The sequence below is a fragment of the Erwinia sp. JH02 genome (assembly GCF_013074405.1).
Classification (GTDB): Bacteria; Pseudomonadota; Gammaproteobacteria; order Enterobacterales; family Enterobacteriaceae; genus Erwinia; species Erwinia rhapontici.
The window spans coordinates 596022-612406 of the sequence record NZ_JABANZ010000005.1 but is presented as its reverse complement, the minus strand read 5'-3'; the positions used below and the strand labels follow the sequence as shown (position 1 = coordinate 612406).

Sequence of the window (16385 nt, the reverse complement as noted above, 5' to 3'; positions counted from 1 at the left end):
TCATCTGTTTCGATCATCGGCCCACCACACTGACATCAATCGTGCTCTACGGCACTCTCAATGGTCATTCTCACATCCTGAGTTATCAGCTCTGCCAGCAGTTGATAAACCTGCTGTGTCTGCTCAACCTGAGCATCACCGGAATCGCTGATATAGCCTTCATCACGCAGCGTTAACACCAGCGATGTAAACACCGCTTTGTCGAAGAACTCCGGCGCGTTAATACCATGCAGCACGGACAGACGCTGTGCCATGGTACGGCTCTCTTTTTCCAGCGTGCCACGGTTAATTGCGGGTTTCGCGCTGAGGATAGAGAAGGTAATCGAGTAACGTTGCAGGGTTTCGCGCACGCCGGCAGCCAGCAGTTGCAGGGTACGGAAACGACCGGCACTCAGACGCAGACTACTCTCTTCAGCAATCAACAGCCCCTGACGGGCCATTTCAGCCACCAGTGAGTCGAGTACCTGGCCCAGTTCATCGGTGCTCCAGCGCAGGAAAAGCTCACTCTTCAGCATTGGGTAGATCACCGTGACCTGGCGCAGAAGCTCGGCGCGGGTGATTTCACGGTGCTGCATCAGAATGGCGGCAATCAGCGACGGCATCACCAGCATGTGATGAATGTTGTTGCGATAGTAGGTCATCAGCACGGCCTGCTCACGCGGCAGTACCACGATCTCGCCGATGCTATCCTGCTCCAGCTCGAATTTGTTCATGCTCAGCGCATGTTCCAGCAGTGCCTCTGGCGTCATATCCGGCACGGTGGAATCAGGCGAGTACGGCACATTGCGCAGCAGTTGCACATAACAGTCGAGCTGTTCGGTCAGCTGCTCGCGGGTCATCGAACGCTGGCGTGATGCCAGCAGCGCAGTCACACACAGGTTCATGGCATTGGCTGCCCCTGCATTGTTAATCCGCACCATGACTTTCTGCGCGATGTCGTTCACGGCCGGGGTTAACCAGGCTGGACGCTGGGCTTCAATAGGATCGATAGCCTCACGCCACTCTGGTACCTGCTGATTCAGATACGCGACCAGCGGCAGCGGCTCACCAAAGTTCACATAGCCCTGACCGAGATTACGCAGCTTACGCAGCCCGCGCACCATCGACATAAAGCCTTCTTTCTCTTTGGTCGCACCGCGCAGCTCTTTGGCGTAAGTTCCCACTTCCATCACGTGTTCGTAACCGATGTAAATCGGTACCAGCGTAATAGGGCGGTTACCTCCACGCAGCATCGCCTGAATCGTCATCGACAGGGTGCCGGTTTTCGGATCCAGCAGGCGGCCTGTACGTGAACGGCCGCCTTCCACGAAGTATTCGACGGAATAGCCACGGGTGAACAGCTCACCAAGGTATTCACGGAACACCGTGGAGTAGAGCTTATTGCCCTTGAAGGTACGACGAATAAAGAAAGCGCCCAGGCGACGGAAAATCGGGCCCGCTGGCCAGAAGTTCAGGTTGATCCCGGCTGCAATATGCGGCGGCACCAGACCCTGGTGATACAGCACATAGGAGAGCAGCAGGTAGTCCATATGGCTGCGATGGCAGGGCACGTAGACAATCTCATGTCCGTCCTGTGCCAGCTGGCGCACGCGCTCACCGCCGTTAACGTTAATCCCCTGATACAGCTTGCTCCAGGTCCAACCCATGATACGGTCGGTCAGACGAATCGCTTCGTAAGAGAAGTCAGCGGCGATCTCTTCCATCAGCTCAACGGCATTCTGCTGGGCTTTTTCATGGGAGATTTTTTTGCTGCGTGCTTCGTCTTCAACCGCTTTGGCGATCGCTTTAGACTGCAACAGCTTGTTGAACAAGTCCTGGCGCACAGGCAGACGCGGCCCCACGGCCGCTAAACGCTGGCGGGCAAAGTGCATACGCGCCACACGGGCCAGCTTCTGCGCGATGATTTTATCTGTACCGTGTTCGGTGGCCATATGGCGCAGCGATACCATCGGTGAGAAGCGCACAAAACTGTCACGTCCCAGCCAGATGACGGCAAAGAATTTCTGGATACCATTCAACATGCGCAGATGCGGCTGTTCGTCACCCTGTACCTCACGGCCCGGCGCACGACCAAACATCACTGATACCGGCACCATTTGCACATCCAGATCGGGATGATTGCGGTGCAGATCGAGATAATCGTGGAACAGCTTGACCGACTCAAGATTCGGAACAAAGTACGGGAACAAGCGCGGGCCATCATGAATAAACACATGGCGTGGCAATACCGTACCGTCGATCTCCAGAGGTTCCAGAGGATCGGGCAGGTCTTGTTTGCGACACTGCTCACGCAGTGCAAGGAGATCGGCCTTTGAATCATAAGGCAGCACATACATAATAGGGCGCGACGTATCAAGCCCGAGTTCGGCAACCGGCTCAGCCGGAATTGCTTTACTTTTTACCAGTAGTTTTACTGGAAGATTCAATAAGTTATAATATAATTTACGCCAACCTGACATAGACAACATGAAGCCTCTTGTTAGCAAAGCGCCGCAAGCATACCAGAAAGCGCCAACAGAATCTGTGGTGTTAAAAAACCTGTAGTTCCACTCATTGACGTTAAACTTCTCAAAGGGTTCCCTGATTATGGCAAATAATGTCACCGGACTGACGCGAATCATAAAAGCAGCCGGGTATTCGTGGAAAGGCATCCGCAGCGCGTGGCAGCATGAAGCCGCTTTTCGTCAGGAAGCCGTCGCGGTGATCATTGCGATTATCATTGCCTGCTGGCTGGACGTAGATGCCATTACCCGTGTGCTGCTGATTGGCTCGGTCATGCTGGTCATCATTGTCGAAATACTCAACAGTGCCATCGAAGCGGTCGTCGACCGTATCGGCAGTGAAATACACCCCCTTGCAGGCCGGGCCAAAGATATGGGTTCTGCGGCCGTGCTGTTGACTATCTTGCTGGCAATTTTTGTTTGGATCATGCTGTTAGTGCCACATTTGCGATGAGTTTTCCAAAAATCGCCACAAACTGCATTTCGCCCAACTTTAGGTTTTCAATGTCTAAATACCTGTATATACTCACAGTCGACTGTATAAACAACCAGGGGGCGGAATGAAAGCACTAACGGCGAGGCAGCAGCAGGTTTATGACCTGATTCGCGACCACATTAATCAAACTGGTATGCCGCCGACGCGCGCAGAGATCGCTGCGCAACTTGGTTTCCGTTCCCCGAATGCGGCTGAAGAACACCTGAAGGCCTTAGCCCGTAAAGGCGTGATTGAGATCGTTTCTGGTGCTTCCCGCGGTATTCGCCTGATGATGGAAGAAGAAGACGGTCTTCCACTGATTGGCCGGGTTGCCGCCGGTGAGCCACTGTTGGCAGAGCAGCACATTGAAGGGCACTACAAAGTTGACCCTGACCTGTTCAAGCCTGGCGCTGATTTTCTGTTGCGCGTCAGTGGGATGTCGATGAAAGACATCGGTATTATGGACGGCGATCTGTTAGCGGTACATAAAACTGAAGATGTGCGTAATGGGCAGGTTGTGGTTGCGCGCATTGATGACGAAGTGACAGTGAAACGCCTGAAAAGGCAGGGTAATACGGTGCAACTTTTACCAGAAAACCCGGACTTCAAACCTATCATTGTCGACCTGCGTCAGCAAACGCTGACTATTGAAGGTCTTGCTGTCGGCGTTATTCGCAACGGCAACTGGCTGTAATCGTTACTCCCCGCTAAATCCTGCGCGCTGCTTCTGTGGCGCGTATTATCATCTGTAATCGCTTTAGCTCTGATGGGTTCTGATGAAACTGCTCACCTCTGCGGATAAAAGCCTCTGGCGGCTGGCGCTGCCGATGATCCTTTCTAATATTACCGTGCCACTGCTTGGTCTGGTCGATACCGCCGTGATCGGCCATCTTGATAGCCCGACGTATCTTGGTGGGGTGGCGATCGGCACGACCGTAACCAGCTTCCTGTTTATGCTGCTACTGTTTCTACGCATGAGCACCACCGGGCTGACTGCCCAGGCATTTGGAGCCAGTGATAAATCCGCACTGGCACGTGCATTGATGCAGCCGCTGCTGCTCGCTCTGCTGGCCGGCCTGCTGTTTATCCTGCTAAAAACACCCATCACTCACTTTGCTCTGGGCCTGACCGGTGGCAGCGAAGACGTTCTGCACCAGGCGGCACTGTTTATGCAGGTGCGCTGGCTCAGTGCTCCCGCAACGTTGGCCAATCTCGTGCTGCTTGGCTGGCTCCTTGGGGTGCAGTATGCGCGTGCCCCTGTGATCCTGCTGGTGGTGGGTAATCTGGTCAATATCCTGCTGGATCTGTGGTTTGTTATTGGCCTGAAGTGGGGTGTACAGGGCGCGGCAGCGGCTACCGCAATAGCTGAATATGTCAGTTTTATTGTTGGTCTGCTGCTGGTATGGCGGGTGATGAAACTGCGTGGTCTGTCAGTAAGGTTGATGCTGAGTGCCTGGCGCGGTGATGTGGGGCGCCTGCTGCGCTTAAATCGCGACATCATGCTGCGTTCTCTGTTGTTGCAAATCTGCTTTGCGTCGCTGACTATCTTTGGTGCCCGTCTGGGGAATGATGTGGTGGCGGTCAACGCGGTATTGCTGATGTTCCTCACCTTTACCGCCTATGCACTGGATGGCTTCGCCTATGCGGTTGAGGCCTGTTCTGGAGAAGCCTATGGCGCGCGCGACAGTAAGCAGTTACTCAGCGTCTGGCATGCTGCCTGTCGGCAGTCGTTACTAGTCGCAGCAGGGTTTTCTCTATTTTATGCCCTGTTTGGTGAGCAAATTATCGCGCTGCTGACGTCTCTGGAACCGCTTCGCCAGCTTGCCGATCGGTATTTATGGTGGCAGGTGCTGATGCCATTAGCGGGTGTGGGCTGTTATTTGCTGGATGGGATGTTTATCGGTGCCACCCGCGCCAGTGAGATGCGCAACAGTATGGCCGTCGCAGCACTGGGCTTTGGTTTGGCGCTGTTTAGCGTGCCGTGGCTGGGTAATCATGGTCTGTGGCTGGCAGTCACGTTGTTCCTGCTGCTGCGCGGTGTCTCCCTGTGGGTCATCTGGCGTCGTCACTGGCGTAAGGGAACCTGGTTCGCGCAGTGACACATTTGGTTACGTAACGCGCCGCTTCGCTAGTTCACTGAATTCTAGGTGTTTTTAGTGATTTCTACCGCTTTTGCCAGCGGGTTAACGGCCAGTGCGTGGTTTCTCTACTACAATTATCTTTGTCTCAGGCAAATAACCAGATGATTGTCTGGTTTAACAGTTGGTTTTTGAGGCATTAAAGCTGTTTTAACCCAAGGTAGAGGAATCACATTATGAATAAAGACGAAGCCGGCGGTAACTGGAAACAGTTTAAAGGTAAAGTGAAAGAACAATGGGGTAAGCTGACCGATGATGACTTGACGGTCGTTGAAGGTAAACGCGATCAGTTGGTGGGTAAAATTCAGGAACGCTACGGCTATCAGAAAGATCAGGCCGAAAAAGAGCTGAGTGATTGGGAAACCCGTAACAACCACCGCTGGTAAAAACAGCGGACCCTTTCAGGACGATGCTCCTACCCAGGCACAAGGACAGTGCCACTCACCTCTTTCTCCTCCCTCACAAAATTTGACTAACGCCCGCGTTTTTTACTCTGCACACTATGATCGTGCTGGCACGCATCCTGATGTGTGCAGGCTTCAATCTCCCCGCATTTTTCACAGAAACCATGCGCCTCAATCACGCTATGTCCCAGGGTAAAACCGGACTTCAGGGCCAGCGATTTCAAAATATCTTCCACGCCATTAGCATGCTGCTCGGCCACTGAACCGCAGCGGTCACAAATCAGCATGGCTGAGGTGTGTGACGGTTCTTCAAAGTGATGACAAACCACATAGCTGTTGGTGGACTCCACGCGATGGATAAAGCCCTGCTCCAGCAGGAAGTCCAGCGCACGGTAGATGGTAGGAGGCTTTGCCTGAGGTTCAGAGGCACGCAGTAAGTCCAGCAGATCGTAGGCGCTGATGGCCCCATTCTGCTCACTCATCAAACGCAGAACTTCAAGACGCTGCGGCGTGAGTCGCACGCTGCGTTGCTGACAGATGACTTCCGCCTGCGACAGGATTTTTTCAGCACTGGTCATATTCATTGTTCCCCCTCAGGCCATATCAGGATGTTATTTTATCACGTCTGCAACAAAACGCCGAGTTCACCTTCAGGCGGCCCTCTGTCACGTGCACAGACTCAACCCTTTACTGGTATTGCTGATAAGTGCAGAAGGTAAAAAAAATTTAATCATTGTTTTGAGTGCACCAGGGCCATTATTTTTTAATGCAGTATCGTTAATCTGATTTGCAGGGCTTAAGGTTCATGACTACCTTTTGCAAAGGGCTGTGTGCGTTTGGTACTGAAATAAACAGATGCAAAACGTTCAACTGTTAGCGTGATAACAGATTAATAAAATGGCAATGACCTGATAAGCCCACTCATCTTCTCTCAATTCACAGCAATGAAATGGTGCCTTTATGTTCATTATTCAGGCATTCGGTTATGCGTGTCTTTGCGCATTCGCTTTTTCATTTTTTTTATGGTGGGTTTGGGGTCAATGGCAAATAAATTCAATAAATTAATCGGTTTTTCCGCACCAGTGGTATTACATGCTCTGTTGTTTACTCCGCTGAGTGCGCTTGCCGCCGGTAACTATTTCGATGCCCGCAATGATGCGATGGGTGGGGTGGGGGTTGCCTCTTCCAGCTACGGTTCGGCGGTGCTGGCGAACCCGGCGCTGATGACCAAAGCAAAACCGGAAGACAGCGTCAGTATTATCCTGCCAGCCGTCGGTGCGCAGATCAGCGACAAAGGAAAACTGGTCGATAAGGTGGATGACCTGACCAATGCTGTCGACAGTTACAAAGACCTGGCGAATAACTTCGTCTTCCCCACGGATATCCCCCGCGCCCAGTCGGCTGCCGGTGATCTAGCCGATCGTCTGCGCGAGATCAAAGGGCAGAAGGCATGGGCAAATGCCGGTGCTGCATTTGCAGTGACGGTTCCGAATGAGGTTCTGCCTTTCGCGTTTGTCACCAAAGCTTACGGTACGGCTTCCGTGGTAACCGATGTCACGCAAAGCGACATCGATTATCTGCAAGGTATTGCCGATGGCACTAACATTCCGACGACGGCGGGACTGAACAGCCTGACTTCTGCCGGACTGGGACGTGCAGCGGTGGTTTACGATATGGGGATCGCCGTCGCGCATGAGTTCGATTTCGGTGGTCAGCCGGTGTCGCTGGGCATCACGCCAAAGCTGCAAAAAACCACGCTGTATAACTACAGCGCCTCGGTATACAGCTATGACAAGTCAGACTTCACCAACGGCAATTATAAAAATACCAACACCGGGTTTAACCTGGATGCGGGCGCCTCAACCGACCTCGGTGAAAACTGGACGCTGGGCCTGAGCGCGCAGAACCTGATCTCACGTGATATTGATACCAAAGAGGTCAGCGGCTACAAGGATACCTATCAAATCCGTCCGCTGGTCACCTCCGGCGTGGCATACCATACCGAGCGCCTGACAACGGCACTGGATGTGGACCTGACCCCGACTAAGCGCTTTAAAACGCAACAGGACAGCCAGTATGCTGCCGTGGGTGCGGAGTATCGTTTACTGGACTGGCTGCAACTGCGCGCCGGTTACCGTGCTGATGTGAAGTCCAATGACACTGATGTCTTCACGGGCGGTTTTGGCCTGTCACCGTTTAACAAAGTGCATCTGGACCTTGCCGGGATGGTGGGGAAAGACAATACCTGGGGCGCCGTTGCCCAGTTGAACTTCACTTTCTGATAGTCCGGATGGTCTTTAGGAGGGCAACCCTAAGGGGTTGTCCTCACCCTTACAGGTTTTTCCTCGCACTTTTCCTGATATTCATCTTTGCTCACTCAATCGAACAGACATACCCTGGATGGTTTTCTCCAATACTGGCAGACTGAGTAAACTCATAGGGGAAAATACAGGGAAGATAACAATGCGGGTAATGAATGGAATGGTTTTGTTGTGTCTGGTAATCAGTGGGTGTGCGTCTAACATCACGACTGCGCCATCCAGGGATATCAAAGCATTTACCGATAATGCTGATAACTGCATCCATATGTCGGGAGAATGGGATAGTAACCTCCCTAAAGAACGGCAGGTGGAAATTGAAAAATCTGTTGATAATTATTGCGGTAAAGCGAAAGAGCAGAAAGAAAAACTGAAAATAAAATATGAAAATGACCCTGCAGTTGAAAATATTTTAAACCGTTATGACTTTAGCTGATATTGAATAACTTAATAATTCATTCAAGTCACTGCGCTTTGAAGCGGAACGTTATTTTCTGATTTTTCCCAGCAGTCACCTCACGGCTGCTGGCAATCACCTTTCCCTGATCCTGTATCCTCGCGGCCCGCCGTGCTATGATTGCGCACAATATCGACACTCCCTTTCTGATACAGAGTTAACGCTTTTCATGACCGATAATTTCCCTGCACATCGCTTTTCCATTGCCCCGATGCTCGACTGGACCGATCGCCACTGTCGTTACTTTCATCGTCAGTTGACGCGTCAGACGTTGCTGTACACCGAAATGGTGACTACCGGGGCGATTATCCACGGCAAAGGCGATTACCTGGCCTGGAGTTCTGAAGAGCAGCCCGTGGCGCTGCAACTGGGCGGCAGCGATCCGGCAGCACTGGCACAGTGTGCAAAACTGGCAGAAGAGCGTGGCTACAATGAGGTCAACCTCAATGTGGGCTGCCCGTCTGACCGTGTGCAGAATGGCCGCTTCGGTGCCTGCCTGATGGGTGAAGCCCAACTGGTGGCGGATTGCATCAAAGCGATGCGCGATGTGGTCTCTATTCCGGTTACCGTGAAAACCCGAATTGGCATCGACGATCAGGACAGCTACGAATTCCTCTGTGATTTCATTCAGCGCGTCGCAGAGCAGGGGGGATGCGAGACATTTATTATTCACGCCCGCAAAGCCTGGCTCTCTGGCCTCAGCCCGAAAGAGAACCGTGAAATTCCACCGCTCGACTATGAACGCGTTTACCAGCTGAAGCGTGATTTCCCGCAGCTTACGCTGTCGCTTAACGGCGGCGTCAAGTCGCTGGAAGAAGCCCGCACTCATTTACAGCATCTGGACGGGGTGATGATGGGGCGCGAAGCCTATCAGAACCCGGGACTGTTGGCGCAGGTAGACCAGACGATCTTCGGCAGCACCGTGCCGATGGTTGATCCTGTTGCGGTGGTGCGTGCGATGTACCCGTATATTGAGCGCGAGCTGGCGAACGGTACTTACCTTGGCCACGTGACCCGCCATATGCTGGGACTGTTCCAGGGCATTCCTGGCGCGCGTCAGTGGCGTCGTTACCTGAGTGAGAATGCCCATAAAGCGGGTGCCGGTGTTGATGTGGTAGAAAAAGCCTTGCTACTGGTTGCGGATAAAGTGCCTGCCAACGTATAACATCGTCAAATATTCACTAAGCTTTGATGAAATTCACCAGGGTTGTTACGGCCCTGGTGAGCGCCTTCCTTATAGATCAATACCTTAAAATCCTCGCCGTACTGGCACGCTTCTTGTAATAGTCCCTTCAGAGTCCCTTATTCTGGAGCGTATCGACATGTTAGAGATCCTGTTTGTCATCGGCTTTTTTATGATGCTGTTGCTGACCGGTATTTCGTTATTGGGCATCATTGCGGCGCTGCTGGTGGCTACCGTAGTGATGGTCGTTGGCGGATTGTTCGCTGTTGTTATTAAATTGTTACCGTGGTTGCTGCTGGCGGTGATTGGCGTCTGGTTATATCGGGCTTTTCGGAAACCCTCTGCGAAGGATAAACCCTGGTTATCTCGATAATATCAATGAGTTGCCTGAGGTCTTTGGCGTGTTAATGCGGGTTGGATCACATCATGGCAAATTGCTAAGCACCATTTCGCAATTAAACATATTTTTTACTTATGAATTCTGCCAAGATGGTTTCACTGAATCAAAACGTATTCATCGCCGCTGACCCTACACTCAGTGCGAACTATAAAAAAGAAAGAAAAAAGGGCCTCCTTCGGGAGGCCCTGATTATTTGTGCAGTACGCCAGAAATCACGGTATTAATAAACTCGATCCCTGTGTACCACGTCCTTCGAGTACCTGGTGCGCCCGCGCTGCATCGGCCAGCGCAAACTTCTGCGTGTCTGGCACATCCACCTTAATCGCATTACTTGCCATCAGCGAGAACAGCTCATTGCTGGCCTGAAGCAGCGCTTCACGCGTGGTGATATAACCATTGAGGGATGGGCGGGTCACATACAGTGATCCTTTTTGATTGAGGATGCTGAGATTCACACCCGTCACCGGGCCGGATGAGTTGCCAAAGCTGACCATCAGGCCACGACGCTGCAGGCAGTCCAGCGATGCTTCCCAGGTATCTTTCCCTACCGAGTCATACACCACACGCAGCTTTTTGCCATGGGTCAGCTCGCTGACGCGCGCGGCAATGTCCTCTTCCCGATAGTTAATGGTTTCCCAGGCGCCCGCACGTTTTGCCAGCGCGGCTTTCTCCGCCGAGCCTACCGTGCCGATCAGATGTGCCCCGAGCGCCTTTGCCCACTGGCAGGCAATCAGCCCGACGCCGCCTGCAGCGGCATGGAACAGAAACACCTCATCGGGCTGCACCACATAGGTCTGGCGCAGCAAATAATGCACCGTCAGACCTTTAAGAAAGGATGCCGCGCCCTGTTCATAGGAGATGGCATCCGGCAGCAGCGCCACCTTATCGACCGGAACGTTGTGCACTTCGCTGTAGGCACCCAGAGACGACTGTGCGTAAACCACACGGTCACCTGGTTTCAGGGCGCTGACGCCAGCGCCAACGCGAGTGACGATCCCGGCGGCTTCTGTTCCCAGCCCGGCAGGAAGCGGAGCAGGGTACAGGCCGCTGCGCACATAGGTATCGATGTAATTGATGCCGATGGCTTTGTTCTCAACCTGCACCTCACCGGGGGCCGGATCGGTCGGTTCAAAACTCACCAGCTGCATCACTTCGGGTGCACCGTGCTGGCTGATTTGTATACGTTTCGCCATGTTCACTCCTGTGGATTTCGCGGTAATGTGGGGGAGGACGTCAGTCATGCAAACGGGTATACTTGCGCGTCCCCCCACAAGATTTTTGGTATCGCATCACTATGGCAGGAAATAAACCCACCAACAAATCCTTCGAAAACCGCGAGCCGCGTGACCGCCAGATGGAAGATCTTAAGCTGCCCCCGCACTCGCTGGAAGCTGAACAGTCGGTGTTGGGCGGTTTAATGCTGGATAACGAACGCTGGGATAACGTTGCCGAGCGCGTGGTGGCAAAGGATTTCTTTAGCCGCCCGCACCGGATGATCTTCGCGGAGATGCAGCGCCTGCTGGAACTGGGTAAACCGATCGATCTGATTACCCTTTCCGAATCGATGGAAACCAAAGGCGAACTGAGCATGGTCGGCGGTTTTGCCTATCTGGCTGAGTTGTCTAAAAATACGCCAAGTGCGGCAAACATCGGCGCCTATGCGGATATCGTCCGTGAACGTGCCGTTGTGCGTGAGATGATTTCCGTTGCTAACGAAATTGCGGATGCCGGTTATGATCCTCAGGGGCGCACCAGTGAAGATCTGCTCGATCTGGCGGAAACCCGCGTGTTCCAGATCGCCGAAAGCCGTGCCAATAAAGATGAAGGGCCGAAGAGTGTTGATCAGATCCTCGAATCAACAATCGAGCGTATCGAGGCCCTCTATCAGACGCCGCAGAATGGTGTCACCGGGGTGGATACGGGCTACGGCGATCTGAATAAGAAAACTGCCGGGCTTCAGCGTTCTGACCTGATTATCGTCGCGGCCCGTCCGTCGATGGGTAAAACCACCTTTGCCATGAACCTGTGTGAAAACGCAGCGATGGAACAGGATAAACCGGTGCTGATCTTCAGCCTGGAGATGCCCGGCGAGCAGATCATGATGCGTATGCTGGCATCGATGTCCCGCGTTGACCAGACCCGTATTCGTACCGGTCAGCTTGATGATGAGGATTGGGCGCGCATCTCCAGCACTATGGGGATCATGATGGAGAAGAAGAACATGTACATTGATGATTCTTCCGGCCTCACCCCGACCGATGTTCGTTCGCGTGCGCGCCGTATTTTCCGTGAGCACGGCGGCTTAAGTCTGATCATGATCGACTACCTGCAATTGATGCGCGTACCGGCACTGTCCGATAACCGTACCCTGGAAATTGCTGAGATATCACGTTCGCTTAAGGCGCTCGCGAAAGAGCTTCAGGTGCCGGTTGTGGCGCTGTCGCAGCTTAACCGCTCTCTGGAGCAACGCAGTAATAAACGCCCGATTAACTCCGACCTGCGTGAATCCGGCTCCATCGAGCAGGATGCCGACTTGATCATGTTTATCTACCGTGATGAGGTTTATGAAGAAAACAGCGAGCATAAAGGCATCGCTGAGATCATCATCGGTAAGCAGCGTAACGGCCCCATCGGGACTGTACGCCTGACCTTTAATGGTCAGTGGTCGCGCTTCGACAACTATGCGGGTCCGCAGTACGACGACGAGTAATCTTTTCGGGTCGGGCATGCACGACCCCTACGATTTATCCCTCGCTTCCGACGCGATACAACATACCTCCACAATCTTGGTGGGCCAGCCTGCCCAACCCCCCTACGATTTATCCCTCGCTTCCGACGCTTGTAGGGGGCGGGCATGCCCGACCCGCTTTCAACGCCTGTCATCACAAAATAGTGTTGGACAACACTGCAATGAATGCGGTTATCTGTCTGTCAGCTGTATCCAGACACCAGCACGGATGAACGATGACCCAGATTGATGATTTTGACCTTAAGATACTGACTTTACTGGAAGCGAATGGTCGCCTGACTAACCAGGAATTGAGCGATATTGTGAAGCTGTCCGCCTCACAGTGCTCACGCCGCCGTATTAACCTGGAACAGGCTGGATTGATCCTTGGCTATCACGCGCGGTTGTCCCCGGATGCCGTCGGCCTGGGGATGATCGGCCTGATTGAAGTGCGGCTGATCAGCCACACGACAGAATACGTTGAGAGTTTTCACCGCATGGTGTCCGAGCAGTCGGCTATCGTGGATGCCTATAAAACCACGGGTGACGCTGATTACCTGTTGAAAGTGGCGGTGGCCGATCTCGCCGGGCTGAGCGCGCTGATTAGCCAGTTGGTGGCAGGGCATCAAAGCGTTTCGCATGTGAAGACGTCAGTGGTCCTGAACCGCCTGAAAGAGAATGGCCTGATGTCGGTGAGTGAGACGCTGCTGCGCTAAAACAGTGCATGTCGCGCACCATGCTTGTGCATCAAAGCGATCTTTCATGCGGAATGTGTGCGATAAAATCAACTTAAGTGCGTGATGTGATGCTTAAATGGCAATTTCATGCACAAAAACGAGCAACAAAGCGCCTTGTATTCAATGGGTTAATTCGCTGGCACCATCCGGTGGCTCCAGGGGCCGCCGGATTGGTGCGATTTTTGCTATATATTGGGCAATCAATAAAGCAATAATCACCCGAGAATCAATCCGATGGATAACGTCGTGCAACAACCTGTAAAAATCCCCCATACCCTGCTGGAAGATGTGCTGGCTATTCTGCTGGGTACGTTGATGGTCTCTTTTGGTGTCACGCTGCTGAAACAGGCCGGGGCGCTGACCGGAAGTACTGCCGGTATCGCCTTTCTGATCAGCTACTTGAGTAAAACCTCCTTTGGGCTGGCATTTTTCCTGATCAACATCCCATTTTACTGGCTGGCCGTGAAGCGCATGGGTTGGGCTTTCACTGTGAAAACCTTCTCTGCTGTGGCACTGGTCTCTGCATTTAGCCACCTGCACCCATTATTCATCCATTTTTCCGCGCTGGATCCCTTTTATGCGACACTGTTCGGTAACGTGGTCATGGGGATTGGGTTTATAGTGTTATTTCGCCATAAGGCCAGCCTGGGTGGGATCAATATCCTGGCGTTGTGGTTGCAGGACCGTTACGGTATTCGCGCCGGAAAACTGCAAATGGGGGTGGATACCTGCGTGGTGTTGGCCTCGCTGTTTGTGGTTTCGCGCGAGATGCTGGCGGCCTCTATTGCCGGTGCGGTAGTGCTGAATCTGATTATTGCCATGAACCACCGCCCTGGCCGCTATTACGTTTAACCTTGCCTGAATTTACCGCAACGCCCGCCGTGGCGTTGCAGGACATGACTGATTATTTAATGGAGACTTGCACCGTGTTTCAAAACGTTGATGCCTACGCTGGCGATCCGATTCTCTCCCTGATGGAAACTTTCAAGCAGGACAACCGCGCGCACAAGGTGAACCTGAGCATCGGCCTGTATTACGACGCACAGGGTGTGATCCCACAGATGAGGGCGGTTGCCGCAGCGGAAGCTCTGCTGAATGCACAGCCACAGAGTGCCTCTCTCTATCTGCCGATGGAAGGCCTGCCACCTTACCGCAGCGCGGTTGCGCCACTGCTGTTTGGCGCAGAACATCCGGTACTGAAAGCGGGGCGTATCGCCACAATTCAGACCCTGGGGGGATCGGGTGCGCTGAAAGTCGGTGCTGACTTCCTGAAATACTACTTCCCGAATTCACAGGTCTGGGTCAGCGATCCGACCTGGGAAAACCACATTGCTATCTTTGCGGGTGCCGGCTTCACGGTCAATACGTACCCGTGGTATGACGATGAAAGCAATGGTGTGAAGTTCGCCGCGTTGCTGGAAAAACTGAACACCTTGCCTGCCCAGAGCATTGTGCTGCTGCATCCGTGCTGCCATAACCCAACCGGGGCTGATCTGACCAACGCACAGTGGGATGAAGTGACCGCTGTGCTGAAAGCACGCGAGCTGATCCCGTTCCTGGATATCGCCTATCAGGGCTTCGGTGCTGGCATGGAAGACGATGCCTATGCTATCCGCGCTATCGCCGCGGCGGGCCTGCCTGCGCTGGTCAGTAACTCATTCTCTAAAATCTTCTCCCTGTATGGCGAACGCGTTGGCGGCCTGTCCATCGTCTGTGATGATGCGGATGAAGCCGCTCGTGTGCTTGGCCAGCTCAAAGCGACTGTGCGCCGTAACTACTCCAGCCCACCAAACTTTGGTGCGCAGGTCGTCTCCTGCGTGCTCAATAACCCTGAGCTGAAAGCCAGCTGGCTGGCAGAAGTAGAAGCGATGCGCGTGCGTATTCTGGAAATGCGTCAGGCGCTGGTGGAAGGGCTTACCCTCGCCGTCCCGGGTAAAAACTTTGACTACTTGCTGAAGCAGCGCGGCATGTTCAGCTACACCGGCCTGAGCGCAGCACAGGTCGACCGCCTGCGTAATGAGTTTGGCGTGTACCTGATTGCCAGCGGACGTATCTGCATCGCTGGCCTGAACCACAACAATGTGCGTCAGGTTGCGGAAGCGATGGCTGCTGTTATGTAATCATTTCTGGCCGGGACTCTCCCGGCCAGCTATTCCTGCTTTTTCACTTTTCAGGTTTACCTTTTCGCCACTTGCTGCACACTTAACGCATCTATTGCGTTAAGGAGTCCTACTATGTGGTATCAGCAAACGCTCACTCTGAACGAAAAACCGCGTGGCTTTCATCTGATAACGGATGAGATCCTCGGTGAACTACGTCGATTAAGTGATGTGCAGACCGGGCTGCTGCATCTGCTGTTGCAGCATACATCTGCTTCCCTGACGCTGAACGAAAACTGCGATCCCACGGTGAGAACCGATATGGAGCAACATTTTCTGCGTTCGGTGCCGGACAATGCGCCCTACCAGCACGACTATGAAGGTGCGGATGATATGCCTGCCCATATTAAGTCCTCGCTGCTGGGCACCTCACTGTTGCTGCCGATCAGCCGTGGTCGGCTGATGCTGGGGACATGGCAGGGAATTTACCTGGGTGAACACCGGATTCGCGGTGGTGCCCGACGTATCGTGGCAACCCTACAGGGGGATGATTAAGCATGAAGATATCTGAGCTGTTGTCATACTGCATGGCGAAAAACGGTGCAGAGCAAAGTGAACACGATGAGTGGCAGGCTACACAGATCAAAGCCAAAGGAGTGCTGTTTGCCATGCTCTACGATGTGGGTGGACGTCCTGCCGTGGCGCTGAAAAGCACCCCTGCCTTGGCCGATCTTATTCGAGAGCAGCACAGTGATGTGCAGCCCTGCGAGCATCTGAATCCCTCACACTGGAACGCCGTGTTGCTGGACGGATCACTGAAAGATTCACAAATTTACTACCTGGTGGATGCGTCTTATCAACAGGTGCAGAAATAAAGATGAAACGGCCAGAATGCCTGGTGCGGGCTGGTCGTTATCCTGCTTTACCGAATATTTCCACTAAACG

The 16385-nt window shown here is 53.2% G+C and carries 17 protein-coding genes; 14 read left to right on the top strand and 3 right to left on the bottom strand.

The window, feature by feature from the left end:
* Window positions 1-35: 35 nt before the first annotated feature.
* Window positions 36-2459 carry a glycerol-3-phosphate 1-O-acyltransferase PlsB gene (gene plsB / locus HHI26_RS15365; protein ID WP_133846981.1) on the bottom strand — a complete coding sequence of 808 codons (2424 nt, stop codon included), beginning with the start codon at window positions 2457-2459 and terminating at the stop codon, window positions 36-38.
* Between the two features lie 127 nt (window positions 2460-2586).
* Between plsB and HHI26_RS15360 the strand changes: the two genes are divergently transcribed.
* The 4 genes from HHI26_RS15360 to HHI26_RS15345 all read left to right on the top strand — a co-directional run bounded on the left by HHI26_RS15360 (window position 2587) and on the right by HHI26_RS15345 (window position 5500).
* A complete protein-coding gene (locus tag HHI26_RS15360; RefSeq protein ID WP_171149321.1) occupies window positions 2587-2955 on the top strand; it encodes a diacylglycerol kinase in 369 nt (122 codons plus the stop codon).
* Between the two features lie 106 nt (window positions 2956-3061).
* Window positions 3062-3670 (top strand): transcriptional repressor LexA, encoded by a 609-nt coding sequence (lexA, locus tag HHI26_RS15355; RefSeq protein WP_062748337.1) that lies wholly within the window; start codon window positions 3062-3064, stop codon window positions 3668-3670.
* 82 nt (window positions 3671-3752) lie between these two features.
* Window positions 3753-5075, top strand: coding sequence for an MATE family efflux transporter DinF (gene dinF / locus HHI26_RS15350; protein ID WP_133846961.1), 1323 nt, complete (start codon window positions 3753-3755; stop codon window positions 5073-5075).
* A gap of 215 nt (window positions 5076-5290) precedes the next feature.
* Window positions 5291-5500: a CsbD family protein gene (locus HHI26_RS15345; protein ID WP_133846962.1), complete on the top strand. Its 210-nt coding sequence runs from the start codon at window positions 5291-5293 to the stop codon at window positions 5498-5500.
* 86 nt (window positions 5501-5586) lie between these two features.
* Here the strand turns inward: HHI26_RS15345 and zur are convergent, their stop codons facing one another.
* Window positions 5587-6096: a zinc uptake transcriptional repressor Zur gene (gene zur, locus HHI26_RS15340; protein WP_133846982.1), complete on the bottom strand. Its 510-nt coding sequence runs from the start codon at window positions 6094-6096 to the stop codon at window positions 5587-5589.
* A gap of 462 nt (window positions 6097-6558) precedes the next feature.
* On the opposite strand from zur, the gene HHI26_RS15335 reads away from it, so the two are divergent.
* From HHI26_RS15335 to pspG, 4 genes are all read left to right on the top strand, one after another.
* On the top strand, window positions 6559-7800 hold the full coding sequence (locus HHI26_RS15335; RefSeq protein ID WP_171149320.1) for a conjugal transfer protein TraF: 1242 nt from the start codon (window positions 6559-6561) through the stop codon (window positions 7798-7800).
* A 181-nt stretch (window positions 7801-7981) separates the two neighbouring features.
* Window positions 7982-8272 (top strand): hypothetical protein, encoded by a 291-nt coding sequence (locus tag HHI26_RS15330; RefSeq protein WP_238337024.1) that lies wholly within the window; start codon window positions 7982-7984, stop codon window positions 8270-8272.
* A 190-nt stretch (window positions 8273-8462) separates the two neighbouring features.
* Window positions 8463-9458, top strand: a complete 996-nt coding sequence (dusA, locus tag HHI26_RS15325; RefSeq protein WP_171149319.1) for a tRNA dihydrouridine(20/20a) synthase DusA — start codon at window positions 8463-8465, stop codon at window positions 9456-9458.
* Between the two features lie 157 nt (window positions 9459-9615).
* Entirely contained in the window at window positions 9616-9849 is a 234-nt protein-coding gene (gene pspG, locus HHI26_RS15320) for an envelope stress response protein PspG (protein WP_133846966.1), read from the top strand.
* Between the two features lie 239 nt (window positions 9850-10088).
* Here pspG and HHI26_RS15315 read toward each other — a convergent pair whose 3' ends face one another.
* Entirely contained in the window at window positions 10089-11069 is a 981-nt protein-coding gene (locus HHI26_RS15315; RefSeq protein ID WP_171149318.1) for a quinone oxidoreductase, read from the bottom strand.
* Window positions 11070-11170: 101 nt separating this feature from the next.
* Here HHI26_RS15315 and dnaB point away from each other — a divergent pair, with 101 nt between their 5' ends.
* From dnaB to HHI26_RS15285, 6 genes are all read left to right on the top strand, one after another.
* Window positions 11171-12586, top strand: a complete 1416-nt coding sequence (dnaB, locus tag HHI26_RS15310) for a replicative DNA helicase (RefSeq protein ID WP_171149317.1) — start codon at window positions 11171-11173, stop codon at window positions 12584-12586.
* A gap of 254 nt (window positions 12587-12840) precedes the next feature.
* Window positions 12841-13320: an Lrp/AsnC family transcriptional regulator gene (locus HHI26_RS15305; RefSeq protein ID WP_133846969.1), complete on the top strand. Its 480-nt coding sequence runs from the start codon at window positions 12841-12843 to the stop codon at window positions 13318-13320.
* Window positions 13321-13575: 255 nt separating this feature from the next.
* Window positions 13576-14193: a YitT family protein gene (locus HHI26_RS15300; protein ID WP_133846970.1), complete on the top strand. Its 618-nt coding sequence runs from the start codon at window positions 13576-13578 to the stop codon at window positions 14191-14193.
* 74 nt (window positions 14194-14267) lie between these two features.
* On the top strand, window positions 14268-15461 hold the full coding sequence (locus tag HHI26_RS15295) for an amino acid aminotransferase (protein WP_171149316.1): 1194 nt from the start codon (window positions 14268-14270) through the stop codon (window positions 15459-15461).
* Between the two features lie 114 nt (window positions 15462-15575).
* Window positions 15576-15995: a secondary thiamine-phosphate synthase enzyme YjbQ gene (locus HHI26_RS15290; RefSeq protein WP_133846971.1), complete on the top strand. Its 420-nt coding sequence runs from the start codon at window positions 15576-15578 to the stop codon at window positions 15993-15995.
* 2 nt (window positions 15996-15997) lie between these two features.
* Window positions 15998-16315, top strand: coding sequence for an MmcQ/YjbR family DNA-binding protein (locus HHI26_RS15285; RefSeq protein ID WP_133846972.1), 318 nt, complete (start codon window positions 15998-16000; stop codon window positions 16313-16315).
* Window positions 16316-16385: the final 70 nt, after the last annotated feature.

Coding starts and splice junctions, on each gene's coding strand:
- plsB (WP_133846981.1), bottom strand. CDS start 2,459: ATGTCAGGTTGGCGTAAATTATATTATAACTTATTGAATCTTCCAGTA.
- HHI26_RS15360 (WP_171149321.1), top strand. CDS start 2,587: ATGGCAAATAATGTCACCGGACTGACGCGAATCATAAAAGCAGCCGGG.
- lexA (WP_062748337.1), top strand. CDS start 3,062: ATGAAAGCACTAACGGCGAGGCAGCAGCAGGTTTATGACCTGATTCGC.
- dinF (WP_133846961.1), top strand. CDS start 3,753: ATGAAACTGCTCACCTCTGCGGATAAAAGCCTCTGGCGGCTGGCGCTG.
- HHI26_RS15345 (WP_133846962.1), top strand. CDS start 5,291: ATGAATAAAGACGAAGCCGGCGGTAACTGGAAACAGTTTAAAGGTAAA.
- zur (WP_133846982.1), bottom strand. CDS start 6,096: ATGACCAGTGCTGAAAAAATCCTGTCGCAGGCGGAAGTCATCTGTCAG.
- HHI26_RS15335 (WP_171149320.1), top strand. CDS start 6,559: ATGGCAAATAAATTCAATAAATTAATCGGTTTTTCCGCACCAGTGGTA.
- HHI26_RS15330 (WP_238337024.1), top strand. CDS start 7,982: ATGCGGGTAATGAATGGAATGGTTTTGTTGTGTCTGGTAATCAGTGGG.
- dusA (WP_171149319.1), top strand. CDS start 8,463: ATGACCGATAATTTCCCTGCACATCGCTTTTCCATTGCCCCGATGCTC.
- pspG (WP_133846966.1), top strand. CDS start 9,616: ATGTTAGAGATCCTGTTTGTCATCGGCTTTTTTATGATGCTGTTGCTG.
- HHI26_RS15315 (WP_171149318.1), bottom strand. CDS start 11,069: ATGGCGAAACGTATACAAATCAGCCAGCACGGTGCACCCGAAGTGATG.
- dnaB (WP_171149317.1), top strand. CDS start 11,171: ATGGCAGGAAATAAACCCACCAACAAATCCTTCGAAAACCGCGAGCCG.
- HHI26_RS15305 (WP_133846969.1), top strand. CDS start 12,841: ATGACCCAGATTGATGATTTTGACCTTAAGATACTGACTTTACTGGAA.
- HHI26_RS15300 (WP_133846970.1), top strand. CDS start 13,576: ATGGATAACGTCGTGCAACAACCTGTAAAAATCCCCCATACCCTGCTG.
- HHI26_RS15290 (WP_133846971.1), top strand. CDS start 15,576: ATGTGGTATCAGCAAACGCTCACTCTGAACGAAAAACCGCGTGGCTTT.
- HHI26_RS15285 (WP_133846972.1), top strand. CDS start 15,998: ATGAAGATATCTGAGCTGTTGTCATACTGCATGGCGAAAAACGGTGCA.